The sequence below is a fragment of the Frigidibacter oleivorans genome, assembly GCF_003993775.1.
Taxonomy (GTDB): domain Bacteria; phylum Pseudomonadota; class Alphaproteobacteria; order Rhodobacterales; family Rhodobacteraceae; genus Frigidibacter; species Frigidibacter oleivorans.
This window is the reverse complement of sequence record NZ_RJRZ01000012.1, coordinates 90,842-104,737: the sequence shown is the minus strand read 5'-3', so window position 1 is coordinate 104,737 and position 13,896 is coordinate 90,842. Positions and strand designations below refer to the sequence as shown.

The 13,896-nt window shown below is 71.3% G+C and carries 12 protein-coding genes; 2 read left to right on the top strand and 10 right to left on the bottom strand.

Annotated elements, in window-relative coordinates; translation table 11 throughout:
- Together EEY80_RS14650 and EEY80_RS14645 are read right to left on the bottom strand one after the other, a co-directional pair.
- On the bottom strand, positions 1-1,871 hold a 1,871-nt coding region (locus EEY80_RS14650), incomplete at its 3' end, for a hypothetical protein (protein ID WP_205749132.1).
- On the bottom strand, positions 1,862-2,863 hold the full coding sequence (locus EEY80_RS14645) for a phosphatase PAP2 family protein (RefSeq protein WP_164738269.1): 1,002 nt from the start codon (positions 2,861-2,863) through the stop codon (positions 1,862-1,864). The genes EEY80_RS14650 and EEY80_RS14645, both read right to left, overlap by 10 nt.
- Before the next feature lie 217 nt (positions 2,864-3,080).
- Between EEY80_RS14645 and EEY80_RS14640 the strand changes: the two genes are divergently transcribed.
- Positions 3,081-4,685 (top strand): SARP family transcriptional regulator, encoded by a 1,605-nt coding sequence (locus EEY80_RS14640; protein WP_126977615.1) that lies wholly within the window; start codon positions 3,081-3,083, stop codon positions 4,683-4,685.
- Positions 4,686-4,698: 13 nt separating this feature from the next.
- Here EEY80_RS14640 and EEY80_RS14635 read toward each other — a convergent pair whose 3' ends face one another.
- From EEY80_RS14635 to EEY80_RS14600, 8 genes are all read right to left on the bottom strand, one after another.
- Positions 4,699-5,373, bottom strand: coding sequence for a TetR/AcrR family transcriptional regulator (locus tag EEY80_RS14635; protein WP_126977651.1), 675 nt, complete (start codon positions 5,371-5,373; stop codon positions 4,699-4,701).
- Positions 5,373-6,374 (bottom strand): polyphosphate kinase 2, encoded by a 1,002-nt coding sequence (gene ppk2, locus EEY80_RS14630; RefSeq protein WP_126977613.1) that lies wholly within the window; start codon positions 6,372-6,374, stop codon positions 5,373-5,375. The genes EEY80_RS14635 and ppk2 overlap by 1 nt, the downstream gene beginning before the upstream one ends.
- Before the next feature lie 73 nt (positions 6,375-6,447).
- Positions 6,448-7,386 (bottom strand): alpha/beta fold hydrolase, encoded by a 939-nt coding sequence (locus EEY80_RS14625; RefSeq protein WP_126977611.1) that lies wholly within the window; start codon positions 7,384-7,386, stop codon positions 6,448-6,450.
- A gap of 1 nt (position 7,387) precedes the next feature.
- Positions 7,388-8,329, bottom strand: coding sequence for a homoserine O-succinyltransferase (locus EEY80_RS14620; protein WP_126977609.1), 942 nt, complete (start codon positions 8,327-8,329; stop codon positions 7,388-7,390).
- Between the two features lie 59 nt (positions 8,330-8,388).
- On the bottom strand, positions 8,389-9,267 hold the full coding sequence (locus tag EEY80_RS14615) for an ATPase (RefSeq protein WP_126977607.1): 879 nt from the start codon (positions 9,265-9,267) through the stop codon (positions 8,389-8,391).
- Positions 9,268-9,337: 70 nt separating this feature from the next.
- Positions 9,338-10,264, bottom strand: a complete 927-nt coding sequence (locus tag EEY80_RS14610) for a DMT family transporter (protein ID WP_235829861.1) — start codon at positions 10,262-10,264, stop codon at positions 9,338-9,340.
- Positions 10,265-10,422: 158 nt separating this feature from the next.
- Entirely contained in the window at positions 10,423-11,571 is a 1,149-nt protein-coding gene (locus EEY80_RS14605) for an outer membrane protein transport protein (protein WP_126977605.1), read from the bottom strand.
- 132 nt (positions 11,572-11,703) lie between these two features.
- Complete coding sequence (locus EEY80_RS14600) at positions 11,704-12,624, bottom strand: DMT family transporter (RefSeq protein WP_235829860.1); 921 nt, start codon at positions 12,622-12,624, stop codon at positions 11,704-11,706.
- A gap of 458 nt (positions 12,625-13,082) precedes the next feature.
- Here EEY80_RS14600 and EEY80_RS14595 point away from each other — a divergent pair, with 458 nt between their 5' ends.
- Positions 13,083-13,895 (top strand): TIGR04255 family protein, encoded by an 813-nt coding sequence (locus EEY80_RS14595; RefSeq protein ID WP_126977603.1) that lies wholly within the window; start codon positions 13,083-13,085, stop codon positions 13,893-13,895.
- Position 13,896 lies beyond the last annotated feature (1 nt).

The window sequence follows — 13,896 nt, the reverse complement described above, 5'->3', positions numbered from 1 at the left end:
GGCAGCGCGGCACCGTCGGCCAGCCGCTGCGCCAGCCAGCGCGCCACCTGCGGCGCCGCGACCGAGGTGCCGGTCAGCCGCGCCGCGCCGCCGCTGCGAGAGGCCGGGGCCGCGATCCCCCGTGCCGCATGCCCCGCCTCGCAGACCGCGCGCAGGTCGCCGCAGCGCGGATCGCCCTGCCCCGGCAACAGCCCCGCATAGGGCAGGTCGCCGCCATCGCCGAAGGCGCCCCCCACCCGCAGCGGCGCCTCGCCGCAGGCGAAGGCATTGAGCGTGCCCTGCCGCCGCACCGGACCCGCGGGCGGGACCGGATCGAAGCCCGCCACATGCCCGTCGGGCAGCCAGTGGCGGAAGGCCGGATCGTCGAAGCGGCCCTGATGTCCGGCGCGGCGGAAGCCCTGCACCGCGTCGTCGCGCTGGACCGAGGCCTGCCACGCACCCCCGTCCGCGTCGGAGACCGCCAGCGTCCAGCGCCCGGCCTGCGCCTGCGGCAATCCGGGGGCCATCGGCGCGGTGGGCGGCAACACCAGAACGATCCCCTCGCGCCAGCCGCCCCGCGACCGCAGCAGCCGGTGATAGGCGCGCGCCGTCTCGCGCCCTGCCCCGTCGGTCAGCCGCTGCCAGTCGCCCGCGGCGGCAAAGCCGGTCGTCACCGGGGCGGCCAGCCCGGCGCAGCGCAGGGTCAGCTGCGCGGGCTGCGGGGGCGGCGCGGGCCGGACCGGACCCCAGAACTCCACCGCGCTCGGCGTGCGGTCATCGGGCGCCACCAGCCAGTCGACCGGCGCGCCGGGGGCCAGTTCGGCATGCAGCCGCGCCATCCGGTGGTTGCCCGCGGGCAGCACGAAGCGCACCTGCCCCAGCCCCGGCAGGCGGGTGCCCGACAGCGCATCGATCAGCCGCGACAGCGGATCGCTGCCGTCGCGCGGGCCGGCGGTCACCCCATAGGCGATGACCAGCGTCACCGGCGGCCGCAGGCTGCCCTGCGGCAGGCCGCGCAGCGCCTCCACCCGCCGGGCCAGGCGCCGGGCGCGGTGCAGGATGAACAGGATCCCCAGCATCAGGAAGGGCGGCGCGAGGCTGCCCATCGTGTCGCGCGTCACCTCGGCGGGCAGGCTGACCGCGATCAGCGGGTGGTCGCGGCCCGCGCGCTCGGCCAGGGGATCGCCGGGGTCATGCCCCGCCGCCAGCCCCGCCACCGCCGCGCCATGCCCCTGCGCATAGGCGGCCGAGGGCACGACATCCCGCGCGAAGTCGAGCGCGCCGGTGCGGCGGTAGAGCGTCTCTTCATCCGGGATCGCGGCGCTGCCCAGCCTGTCCAGCATCGCGCCGATGCCGGAGCCCCGCCATTCCCGCCCGAAGGGCAGGTCGCCGCCGGGCGCCTGCGCCGCGGGTCCGGGCCAGGCATCCTGCAGCCAGACCGCGGCGCAGCGGCTGGCCTGCGCCTGCGGCCCACAGCGGAACAGCCGGTGGGCGAAGGGGATCGCGTCGTCGATCACCCCCAGCACCGACAGCCGCGCCGGATCGTCGGGCAGCGCCGCCGCGTCGAGGAAATCGCCGCCGGGCCGGGTCTCGTCCCCGGCCCGGTAGGAGCCGGGGTGCGGGTTCAGCCGGTCCTGCCCCGGCAGGCCGGCCATGCCGGCGAGCGTCGCGGCCAGCCCGGCGAAGGGGTCGGCGCCCTCACCCTCGCCCGTCAGACGGTCGGCCAGTGCGTCGAGCCGCGCCTCCAGCCGCGCGGCAAGGTCCACCAGCCCGGCGCGGCGGCTGCCGTCGGGATGCGGCGCGGCCCCGGCCGCCTGCCAGTCGCGCCAGGCATGCAGAACGGGCGGCACCGCCCCGGCGGGGGGTGTGCCGGGGGTCCAGGTCAGCTCCATGTCTCGCCCCATTCCTTGACGGCCTCGGCCCAGATCCCGGCGAAGAGCGGCGCCTGCAGCACCGCCCCCCCGGCGCTGCGGTCGATGGTGCCGTCGCCCGCCAGCGCCGCCAGCAGTTCGGCAAGGTGGAAGTCGCGCGGCCCCGGCGCCAGGTCCCAGGCCCCGCCGTGGAACTCGAAGGCCTCCGCCGCCCCCGACGCCTGCGCCCGCGCCGCCAGATAGCCGCCGACCGCGATGCCGATCACCGCGCCCGCCGCGCTGTCCACCGGATAATGCACCCCCGCCACGGTGCGGTTCGCCGCGATCCGTGCCGCCATGCGGAACAGCTGGCTGTCGGCCGCGGGTTCGCCCCCGGCGCCCGACAGGATCGACAGCACCGTCGCCACCGTGAAGGCCTGCGTCGCATGGCCGGACGGATAGGACGCATGCACCGGCCCCGGGATCGCCGGTTGCAGCGAGGTGGAGAACTGGTAGGGGCGCGGCGCCGCCAGCGCCAGCTTCGCCCGCTGCGACACCGCCGTGGCGATGTCGAGCGCCAGACCCAGCACCAGCCCCGTCCGCTTCATCCGCGGCTGTTCCATCCGCAGGATGCCGGCAAAGAAGCTGACGATGTCGCCGGTCTGGATCTGGATCTCGGCCATCCGGTCCAGCCGCAGATCGGCATAGGCCGCGACCAGCTGCACCTGTTCGGCGAATTGCGCATCGGTGGGCCGGGCGATCCGCAGCAGCGGCACATAGCTCGCGCTGCGCGGCGCCGCCCCCGCCTCGCGGCGCAGCACGGTGATGGCGCTGGCGGCGAGCCCCGCCGGTTCGACCTCGTAGTCGAGATCGGCCAGAAGCTCGGCCTCGAGGATCGCGCGGCGCAGGCTCGCGTCCAGCCGCAGCAGCCGGCCGACCGGATCGAGCGTTACCGCCCCCGGCGGCGACAGCGGCAGCGGCCCGCCGTCGACGATCCCGTCGCGGGCCTGCATCAGGGCCGCGGCCAGCAACATCGACCCTACCCCCGCGCCCCACGTGCCTTCGGCGGATTGGGCGTTCTGCGCGTTCTGTGCATTTTGCGCGTTCTGCGCATTCTGGGCGTTTTGCGCATTTTGCGCGTTCTGTGCGTTCAACAAAGACATCGGCACCCTGCAATCGCTGAGATTGAAATGAAATTTCCTTCACCCGCCGGGACGGGCCGGGCTAACCTAGCACGCAAGATCAGCGGGGGTGAAGAAACTGGGGCCGAAGATCATCCTGCAGGTGGCGGGACCGCTGCGCCTTGTCACGGCGCAGGGCCTGGACCTGACACCGCGCGGCATGAAGGCGCGGGGCGCGCTGGCCGCGATGGCCACGGCGCGCGACATGCGCATGGCGCGGTCGCGGCTGCAGGACCTGCTGTGGAGCGGCAGCCCCCCCGACCAGGGCGCGGCCAGCCTGCGGCAGGCGCTGCGCGAGATCCGGGCGAGCCTCGGTGCGTGGCGCGCGGTGCTGCTGACCGGGCCGGGCTGGGTGGGCCTTGACCCCGAGGCGCTGCATCTCGACGCGGCGGCGCCCGCAGAGCCGGGGACGGAGTTCTGCGCCGATCTGGACATCCGCGACCCGGAATTCGAGGACTGGCTGCGCGAGATGCGGGCACATCACGCCGCCCTGTGGGAGGGGCGGGCCGCGCCGATGCCCGCGGCGGCCCGCCGCGCCGCGCCGGCCGATGCGGCGGGCCTGCCCGACCTCGTGGTGCTGCCGGTGGCGGCGGGCGACGAACCCTCGGCCATCGCCGCGACCATGCTGCTGCAAGAGGCGGCGGCGCGGGGGGCGGACCTGCTGCCGATGGCCGTCTGGGATGGCGGCGGCGGTGACGGCGGCGCGCCGGCCACCGGGCTGGAACTGTCGGGCATGGCCACGCGCGAGGCCGAGGGCTGCGCGGTGCTGGTGGTGCTGCGCGACCGGGCGAGCCGGCGGAACCTGTGGCTGAAACGGTTCCGGCTGGACAGCGCGCATCTGTCGGAAACGCTGGGCGCGGCGGTGGGGCAGATCGCCTTCGCCCTGCTGCGCGCCGCCGAGACATGGACGGATCGCAGCCTTGCCGCCCGGCTGCCGGTGTCGGACGTGTTCAGCTATGCCGCCGACCGGCTGGAGGCCGCGGACCAGGCGCTGGCGCGGTTCGAGGGGCTGGCGGAACCGGCGACGATCTGGGCGCTGCGGGCCTATCTGCGCAACACCCAGGTGCTGGAACGGCTGGCGCCCGATGCGCGGCAGGCCGAGGACGAGGCGCAGGATTTCGCCGTCCGCGCGCTGGAACGGGGGCCGGACAATCCCGTGGTGCTGTCGGCGGCCTCGCTGGTCGCCTCGCTGCGCCGCGAACCCGAGGCCGCGCATGTGCTGGCGCGCCATGCGGTGGCGGCCGATCCGGGCAACGGGCTGGCGCGGCTGGCCTTGTCGCAATCGCTGAGCGAGATCGGCCGCCATGACGAGGCGCTGGCCGAGGCGCGCGTCGCCCGGGCCCATCCGATCGCGGCGCTCGGCCCCGCCACATGGGAGATGCGTCAGGCCATCGCGGCGCTGCGGGCGGGCCGGCTGGACGAAGCCGAACGCCACGCGGCCACCGCGCTCGGCTTCGCGCCGGCCTATCGCCCGCCGCTGCGGCTGCTGGCGGCGCTCAGGCACCGGCGCGGCGATCTGGCGGGCGCGGTCGATGCGCTGTCCCGGTTGCGGCGGTTCGAACCGGATTTCACCCTCGACCGGATGGCAGAGCCGGACTATCCGGTGGCCTCGCTGCGCGCGCTCGGGCTGCTGCTGGTCACGCGCGATCCGGGGCTGCGCGAACGTTTCGGCTGAGGGGCCGGGCGGGTCAGGCCGCCGGATCGGCGGGGGCGGTATCCGGCGCCGTGCCTGCCGAAGGGTCGGGCGCCGTATCCGCCGGGATCAGCCCCAGCCCGCGCAGGTAGATGCCGATCCCCGCCTCCAGCAGGTCCTCGGGCGGATAGGGGCCGCGCGCGCCGGGGGCGCCGCGCGCGAAGAGCTCGACGACGCCGTGGCTCATCGCCCAGACATGGGCGGAAATCATGCTGGCCGGCGGGCGGCGGCCCTCGGGCAGATGGTCGCACAGCGCGGCGGCGGCGCGGGTCAGCACGCCCTGCGCGCGGGCGGCGGCGGCGGCGAGGTCGGGCGTCACCGAGGGCGACAGCCCGCTTTCGAACATCGCCATGTAATGCCCCGGAAAGCGCCGCGCGAAGGCGAGATAGGCCCGCCCCGTCGCCTCGAAGGCCAGAAGAGCCGAGGGCCGCCCGTCATTCCAGGCATGGTTCATCAGGTCGCCGAAGATGCGGAACCCCTGCAGCGCGCATTCGGCGATCAGGTCGTCGCGCCCGGCGAAGTGGCGATAGACGGCGGCGGGCGTCACCCCGGCGGATTTCGCCGCCTCGGACAGGGTAAAGCCCTGCGGCCCCTGCGCCTCGATCAGGCCAAGGGCAGCCTCGACCAGCGCCTGACGCAGATTGCCGTGATGATAGCCCTGCTTGGCCATCACGCCCCGCCCTTGCCGCCCTTGCCGTCGCCCTTGCCGGTTTCGCCGTCGCCCTCGCTCTCCGGCCCGGTCAGCGGCGGCAGCACCTCGGGCCCGCCGCAGATCGCGGGGTCGGGCGTGCCGATCGCCGCGGGGTCCTTGCCCGGATAGTCCACGGCCAGCAGCACCGACTGGATCGCGGCGATGCGCGCCCGGTCCTTGTCGTCGGACAGGATCACCGTCCAGGGCGCGGGATCGGTATGGCTGCGGGCCAGCGTTTCCTCGATGGCGGCGCTGTAGCCGTCCCACCGCCGCAGCCCCTCGACATCGATCCAGCTGAGCTTCCATTGCTTCAGAGGGTCGTTCGCCCGGTCGAGGAAGCGGCGCAGCTGTTCGGCGCGCCCGACCTCCAGCCAGATCTTCACCAGCGTGATCCCGTCCTCGACCAGCATCTTCTCGAAATCCGGCAGCTGGCAGAAGAAATGCTCGCGCTGGCGCGGCGTGCAGAAGCCGAAGACCTGTTCCACCACGCCCCGGTTGTACCAGCTGCGGTCGAAGAGCGCGATCTCGCCCGCCGCCGGCAGCCAGTCGACATAGCGCTGGAAATACCGCTGCGCCGCCTCGCGGTCGTCGGGCTTCGGCAGGGCGACGATATAGGCGGCGCGGGGGTTCAGGTTCTCGCGCAGGCGTTCGATGGTGCCGCCCTTGCCCGCGGCGTCGCGGCCCTCGAACAGCACCGCCACCCGCCCGCCGGTGACCTTCAGCCCGGCCAGCATCTTGACCAGTTCGACCTGCAGCGCCTGCATCCGGTCGTCATAGTCGTCGCCGTCCATCTCGCGCCCATAGGGATAGAAGGGGGCGAGGATGTCCTTCTTGCCGGCCTTGGCGATGGCCTTGCGGATGGATTTCGGCGCCGTCTCGGCGTGGTAGCGGCGGATATCCTCCGCCAGCGCCAGTTCGGGGGCAAGCGTGGGGGCGGTGGCCGCATCGGTGGCGGCATCTGGCAGCGGATCGGTCGGCATCGTCATCCTCCTCGGGCCGGCCGAAGCTAGGCCAGCCGTGCCGTCACTGCAATCGGCAGCGCGGGACCGCCCCTCACCGCAGCCCCGCCCGCGCGGCGGCGCGGTCGATGGCGGCGACCACCGCCTGCGGATCGGCGTGATGGGGCATGTGGCCCACCCCCGGCAGCACCGTCAGCCGCGCCCCTGGCACCGCGCGGGCCAGCGGGCGGGAATGGATGTCGAGCCCCACGGTCCGGTCGGCGCCGCCATGCACCACCTCCACCGGCACATCTATCCCGGGATAGCGCGGCACCAGCGCCGCCAGTTCCGGCTTCAGCGTGGCGCGCTGCTGCGCATTGGCGGCCAGCGTCCGGCGCGAGGCCGACATCAGCGGCCCGAAATGCGCGGCATAGCCGGGCGGCTCCTGCTGCGGGGCGAAGACGTTCTCGACCATGCCGTTGACCGTGCCTTCCGGGACCAGCGCGGTGATCGCCGGCACCACCGTCGCCCGCCCCACCGCCGAAGAGGTGACGCGGTAGAAGAACGGCAAGTCCCCCTCCCAGGGATGCGAGGCTGCCGCCAGCGTCACCAGCCCGGCGATGCCGTCCGGCCGGTCCGCCGCCCAGGCCAGCGCCACCGCGCCGCCATAGCTGTGGCCCGCCACGAGCGGCCGGTCCGCGCCCAGTTCCGCCGCCGCCCCGGCCAGCAGCGCCGCCTGTTCGGCCAGCGTCCCGCCGCCCGGCAGCGGATCGGACCAGCCGAAGCCCGGCCGGTCGGGCACGATCACCCGGTATCGGTCTTCCAGCCGGCCCACGAGGTCGAAGGTCATGTCGCGCCCCGAACCCGAGGCGCCGTGGATCAGCACCAGGTCCGGCCCCTGCCCCCGCACCACCACATGCACCCGCTGCCCGCCGACGCTGACGAAGCGGCCCTCGGGCGGATAGGCGGCGCGGGTCGCGGCCTCGCGCGAGGCGGCGCAGGCCGACAGGCCGAGGCTCGCCACCAGCGCCATCAGGCCGGTGCCGCGCGCCATCCTAGCGGCCAGCGACCGGGTCCAGGCCGATCTCCTCGATGCGGAAGGGCGTGGTCTGGTAGATTTCGTTGATCCAGTTGCCATAAAGCAGATGTGCATGGCTGCGCCAGCGGTTCAAGGGCGGGCGGGCCGGATCGTCCGAGGGATAGTAGTTGATCGGCACGTTGATCGGCTTTCCGGCCGCGACGTCGCGATCGTATTCCTCTTTCAGCGTGCCGGTGTCGTATTCGAAGTGGTTGAAGATATACAGCGCGCGATGCCCCGCATCCTCGATCAGGCAGGGCCCCACCTCGTCGGAGCCGAGCAGCGTCACCAGCCCCGGCGCCGCGTCGATCTCGTCCTGCCGCATCTCGGTCCAGCGGCTGACGGGGATGACGAAATCGTCGGAAAAGCCGCGCAGAAAGGGCGAGGCCGGCACCCGGTTCTGGTGGCGGAAGCAGCCGAAGGCCTTGGCGTTCAGCAGGTGTTTCCGCACGCCGTGGAAATGATAGATCATCGCCATCCCGCCCCAGCAGACGCCGAAGGTGGAATGCACATGGGTCTGGGTCCAGTCGAAGACCCGCTGCATCTCGTCCCAGTAGGTGACCTGGGCGAAATCCAGATGCTCGATCGGCGCGCCGGTGATGATCAGCCCGTCGAACTTCTCGCCCGAGGCCTCGACCTCGGCGAAGGGGCGGTAGAAAGCCTCCATATGTTCGGCGGCGGTGTTCTTCGTCTCGTGATCCGTCATCCGGATCAGCTGGAAGTCGATCTGCAGCGGCGTCGCCCCGATCAGCCGGGCGAACTGGTTTTCGGTCTGGATCTTCTTCGGCATCAGGTTCAGCAGCCCGATCCGCAGCGGCCGGATGTCCTGCGTCGCAGCCCGGCCCGGCGACATCACCATCACGCCCTCGCGCGACAGGATGTCGAAGGCGGGCAGCGTTTCGGGCAGGGTCACGGGCATGGCGGTTCTCCTATCGAGCCGCTCAGATAATCCGCGGGCGCGGCAGGCTCAAGCCCCGCTCACGCCGGGCGGGCCAGGGCGGGCCGGTCCAGCGCCGCGGCGATCAGCGCCTCGAAGTCGCGGGCGTCGCGGACCTGCGCCACCTCTTCGGCGGTGACCGACACGCCCCAGTTGCGCGCCATCGCCGCATAGCGCGGCTGGCGATGGGCCAGCGCCCGGGCATAGGTCCAGCGCACGAAGGCATCGGGATCGACCCCCGACTCTGCCGCGCCGGTTTCGGCCCGGTAATCCGCCCAGGCCTGCTGCAGGAAGTCGGGCTGGTAATACATGGGCTTCGGCGCGCGGTCGAAGCGGCGGACGAGTTCGGCGGTATGTGCCTCGGACCCCTCGATCCAGACCATCAGCGTGGCGGCGGCGAGCGCGGTCAGCACCGGATCGGCGGGATCCTCGGGGTCCACCACCTCGCAGATCGACCCGCCGCTGTCGCAGACGAAATGCGGATAGGCATAGATCTCGCGCGCGCGGTCGATGAAATGCGGCGTGTCGAGCAGCGCCGCGATCTCGCCCCGCCGGTGCTGGTCCTGCCGGCGCAGGTATTCGGCGAAGGGCAGCCCGTGCCGCGCCGGGTCGCCCGGCTTGCCCAGATAGGTGGACAGCGGCGCGAGGTTGTCGAAGGTGATGTTGGACGCGATGCAGACGGAATCCGTCATCAGCAGTTCGCGCAGCAGCGGCACCTTCATCGCCTCGCGCTTGAAGTTGTCGGCGATATGTTCGCCCATGTAGCGGGTGCCGATGCGGTAGTCGATCGAGTAGTGGAACCAGTCGCCGGTGCCGCGCAGCGTGTTCGACAGATGGGTCTTGCCCAGTCCCGACATGCCGAACAGCAGCACCCGCTTCTGCGCCGCCGCCCGCCAGTCTGCCCCGCTGGAATAGATCATCGCCCTGCCCGCCCGTCCGCCTGCCATCCGGTCTGGCCGGGATGTAGCGGCAGGCCGGGGCCGCGTCACGTCAAATCCGGGGGCGGGGCGGCAGCGGCCGGTAGAGTCGCGGCAGGAAGCGCCCGTCGATGACGATCAGCCCCGCCGCCAGCAGCGCAAAGCCGCCATAGGCCCGCAGGGGCAGCGTCTCGCCGAAGATCAGCGCGCCCAGCAGGATGCCCACCGGCGCCACCATCAGCGTGACCAGGCTGGTGGTCCCGGCCCCGGCCAGCCGCAGGATGCGGAAGAAGACGAGATAGGCCGCCCCCGTCGCCACCAGCCCCAGATAGCCGAGCGCCCCCAGCACCGAAGGCGCGGGCAGGCGCGCGGGCAGACCCTCGACGATCAGCGCCAGCGGCAGCACCACCGCCGCCGCCGCCGTCAGCGTGCCCGCGGCCGCCACCTCGGGCGCGGTGCTGCGGCTGATGCCGCGGCCGATGCTGCCCGCCACCGCATAGCACATCGCCGCCGCCAGCACGGCCAGCTGGCCCGCCGAGGTCGGATCGAACGCTGCCAGCCGCGCCGGGCCGATCACCGTCGCCACGCCGAGAAAGCCGAGCGCCACCCCCGTGCCGCGCCGCGCCCCCAGCCGTTCGTCGCGGAAGACCAGCGCCGCCACCAGCACGCCGAAGATCGCGGTGGAGGCGTTCAGGATCGCGGCAAGGCCGGAATCGATGCGGGTCTGGCCCCAGACGATCAGCGAGAAGGGCAGCGCGGTGTTCAGCAGGCCCGTCACCGCGATCCGGCCCCAGACGCCCGGCCGCCGCGGCAGGGGCGCCCCCCGCAGCGCGACCAGCGACCACATCACCGTGGCCCCGAGGCAGATCCGGATGGCGACCGTCGTCAGCACCCCCATTTCGGCCAGCGCCAGCCGGTTGGCCGGGAAGGACCCGCCCCAGATCAGCGCGAGAAGGCCCATCAGGGCCCAGACGAGGGCGGGAACCTGGCGTTCGGTCATGATGCAGCCTTCCTACGCCCCGCGCCCCCGCCCGGCGACCCGGATCTTGTGCCAAGGACAATTCCGCGCGGCGCCGGGGCCGGTGCAGGCCGGACCCCGACGCGAAAGGGGGGCGCATCGGCTGCGCCCCCCGGTCTTCGTCCCGATCCCGTGAGGGATCAGAAGCTGTAGGCGACGCGCAGCCCGAAGGCCACGCCCTCGTTATCCTCGAACTCGCCGAAGGTGGTGCCGCCCGGATAGGGCAAGGGCGCCTCCGTCTCGGTATCGCCCAGCCAGATGTAGCGCGCGCCGCCCGTGATCTCGACCGGGCCGCGGGTATAGGTCGCGGCGACGCCGAGCGCCGTGGCCCCGTCGGTCGGGCCGAGGTTGCCGGAATAGCCGCCGACCGCATCCTCGTAGCTGGCGGTGACCGCGCCCGACCAGGTCTCGTTGAAGCGGCGGCCCAGACCCAGCGTATAGGTGATGGTGTCGCCGTTGTAGTCGACGAGGTTGTCCTGCGCGCCCGCCACATAGAGCGGCGGGGCGATCACGAATTCCGACCAGTCCACCCAGCGGATCGAGCCGAAGAGCAGCGTATCGGCCATGATCCCGGTCTGGAACTCGAGGTTCAGCGATTGCGGGATCGTGGTCGAGAAGTCGTTCTGCTGCGACACGGGCACGATCACCCCCGGCGCCACCTCGACCAGCGCGCTTTCGTCGGCGCTGAAGTCGTGATCCACCGCCGAGTTGTAGGTCAGCGAGACGCGGGCTGCGATCTCGGGCTTCTCCCAGGCGACGCCCAGCAGGTAGCCCCAGTCGGTTTCCTTGTCGACCGACATCTCGTAGCCGTTGAACAGCGACACCTCGCCCTCGGTCTGGATCGCGCGGATCCCGCCGATCACCGAAAAGGCCGGCGTCGCCTTCCAGCGCAGCATCGCCGTCAGCGCGTCGCTGTCGAGCGTCGCGGTCGAGCCGCCATAGGAATAGCCGGTGTCGTCCGGGTAATCGACATCCGCCCCGATCGGCTGGTCGATCACCAGCGCGAAGGCGAAGCGGTCGCCCAGGTCGGTCTTCACCCCCATCGACCAGGTCATGTAGTCGCCGGCCATGTCGCCCGACGAGTTGCCCGCGGGTGTCGTCAGCGGCACCTGCTGCACCCCGCTCACATCCGGGCTGACGCTGCCGAAGGTCAGTTCGACGTAATCCCCCGTCTCGAACAGGATGGCGGTCGACTGGGTCGACCGTTCCACCCCGCCCGCGACCGCGGCCCCGGCCGTCAGTCCCGTAGTCAGGGCCAGAACGCTGGCCCCGGCGATCAAATGTTTCATGTCCGTCCTCATCCCCGACATGCTCCTCCTGGAACCAGCTAAGGTCACAGGGACGTGACGGTCAATCCGTGACGCGGCGTTCCGCCGCATGGGCGAAGTTTCTTTTGCGCCGCAGCGACTTGTCCAGCCTATTTACGGTGCCAGCGCCGGACTGCCCCGCCGGTCGCGGCGGTCGAGCCACAGATTGAGGCTGTTGGCGCCGAAGATCATCGCCCCGCCGAGGAAGACGAAGGGGTCCAGCGCCTCGTCATAGAGCAGCATTCCGATGACCGCGATCAGCGGCAGGCGCAGGAAGTCGATGGGCGTCATCATCGAGGCGGGGGCGAGCGACAGCGCCACGGTCAGGCACAGATGCGCGAGCAGCCCCGCGACCGACAGCACCACCACCGGCAGCACGGTCGCCGGCCCCGGCAGCGCGATGTCGCCGTCCCCTCCGGCGCAGGCCAGCGCCATCGCCAGCTGCATCAGGCACAACCAGTGCAGGATCGCCGTCAGCGAGGTGCCGGCGGTCAGCCGCTTGGTCGCGATGGCGGAGCCGGCGAAGCCGAAGGCCGCCAGCAGCGCCGCCACCTGCCCCGGATCGAACCCGCCCGAGGGCGAGGGCCGCGCCACCAGCAGGATCCCCGCGAAGCCCACCGCCGCGAAGACCAGCACGCGCGGGCGGAAGACCTCGCCCAGCAACAGCGGCGCCAGCAGCGCCACGAGGATCGGATAGGTGAATTCCAGCGCGAAGACCTGCGCCAGCGGGATCGTCGCCACCGCGTAGAGCCAGCAGTTCTGCCCGAAGAAATGCGCGGCATTGCGCGCCGCGTGCAGGCGCAGCCGCTCGGGCCGCAGCGCCGCCGCCTGCCCCGTCGCCAGCGCCACCGCATCGACCAGCACCAGCCCGATCAGCGACCGCCAGACCAGGATCTCGAAGGTGTCGAGTTCCGCCGAGGCCGAGCGCCCGGTGACCGCCATCGCCGAGAACCCGGCCAGCGCCCCCAGCATCCACAGCGCACCCAGGAGGGGCCGCTGCCCCCGCGCCGGGGCTGGCCCGCCGACCGTCTTCATGCGCCGATCCTCCCGCCCCCCGCGCGCGCGCCCCGGATGGCCGCGCCCCCGGATTAGGGCGGCGGCGGCGGATGTGCAAGCGGGGGGTGGGGGGGGTGGTGGGGGGACAGGCCGGGGCGATGGGTTTGGGTGGGCCTGTGTAGGGGGTGAGGTGATGTGTGGCGGCGGGCGGCGGACGGCGGACGGCGGGGAGCACTTTGGGCGGAGAGCGGTCTTTCGCTGCGAAGCGAACGAGTGGCTGCGACGTCGCAGCCGGCGCCCAGCCACGGCATGGGGAGAACCACACAAGGGCTTGGCTGCATTTTGTCTGCTCCTTCGGCTTGCTGTTGCGACTGCGCCAGCTCGCGCTCGAGTAGTGCACCGACCGTTGAAGGATTCTTCAACCTCTGACGGCTAGAAATTCGTACTTCACACTTTACTTCATATGCTATATTCCGTTCAAAAAGAGGGAGAACAACATGGCAGACCGTTGCGACGACCCCCTCTTCGGGGAGGTTCCTGAGCGCGTGCTGCTGAGCAACGCGCCGTTGGTGCGCGTGCTGGGTCAGGTGAAGTTCCCTAGGATCGCCAAGATCGCGGAAGAAAGCTACATTGCGAACTTCCAAGAGGCTATCCGCGGGGAGTACCCGCATTTTCAGAGGGATACGATCCAAGGCGTCGACATCGTTATCACGGGCAACGAAGTGAGGCCGCACCAACTCACTACCACTATCTGGCGATTTTTCGACGCGCGCAGAGTGATACGTGTGTCTTTAGCGCCCGATGCAATCACTCTGGAAACTGCGAGCTACGTGTCGCGAAACGATTTCCTTTCTAGGTTTGAGTTCATTCTGTCGAAGCTCGTTGAGACGATCCACCCTGCACTGGTTCAACGGGTGGGGTTCAGGTATGTCGACCGGCTGCAAGACCCGAACGACCTCGCCGCGCTATCTGATTTGATCCATGCGGAACTCTTGAACGTGCTTCAATCAGGGTTGGTGCAACACATTGATATTTCGATGACCGAGATCACCGGCACGACCAAGGAAGGTAAGATCATCGCTCGATATGGGCTCGCACCACCTAAGTTCAGCCATGACCCTGAAATGGCGCCGCCGGTTCGCGTAAAAAGCTGGGTCCTTGACGTAGATTCTTTCAGTACAGATTGTGCTGGACAGGCATTCGATACCCAAGTGCTGTGCGCTGAACTCGACAAGGTTGCCGCACGCGCTTATGCTTTCTTCCGCTGGGGTGTGACTGAAAAATTCTTGGAACGTTTTGGAGCCAAGTGAC

Bases quoted from the DNA above. Each gene is read 5' to 3' on its own strand.
- EEY80_RS14645 (WP_164738269.1), bottom strand. From the start codon at position 2,863: ATGTTGCTGGCCGCGGCCCTGATGCAGGCCCGCGACGGGATCGTCGAC.
- EEY80_RS14635 (WP_126977651.1), bottom strand. From the start codon at position 5,373: ATGGCCAAGCAGGGCTATCATCACGGCAATCTGCGTCAGGCGCTGGTC.
- ppk2 (WP_126977613.1), bottom strand. From the start codon at position 6,374: ATGCCGACCGATCCGCTGCCAGATGCCGCCACCGATGCGGCCACCGCC.
- EEY80_RS14625 (WP_126977611.1), bottom strand. From the start codon at position 7,386: ATGGCGCGCGGCACCGGCCTGATGGCGCTGGTGGCGAGCCTCGGCCTG.
- EEY80_RS14620 (WP_126977609.1), bottom strand. From the start codon at position 8,329: ATGCCCGTGACCCTGCCCGAAACGCTGCCCGCCTTCGACATCCTGTCG.
- EEY80_RS14615 (WP_126977607.1), bottom strand. From the start codon at position 9,267: ATGATCTATTCCAGCGGGGCAGACTGGCGGGCGGCGGCGCAGAAGCGG.
- EEY80_RS14610 (WP_235829861.1), bottom strand. From the start codon at position 10,264: ATGACCGAACGCCAGGTTCCCGCCCTCGTCTGGGCCCTGATGGGCCTT.
- EEY80_RS14605 (WP_126977605.1), bottom strand. From the start codon at position 11,571: ATGAAACATTTGATCGCCGGGGCCAGCGTTCTGGCCCTGACTACGGGA.
- EEY80_RS14600 (WP_235829860.1), bottom strand. From the start codon at position 12,624: ATGAAGACGGTCGGCGGGCCAGCCCCGGCGCGGGGGCAGCGGCCCCTC.
- EEY80_RS14595 (WP_126977603.1), top strand. From the start codon at position 13,083: ATGGCAGACCGTTGCGACGACCCCCTCTTCGGGGAGGTTCCTGAGCGC.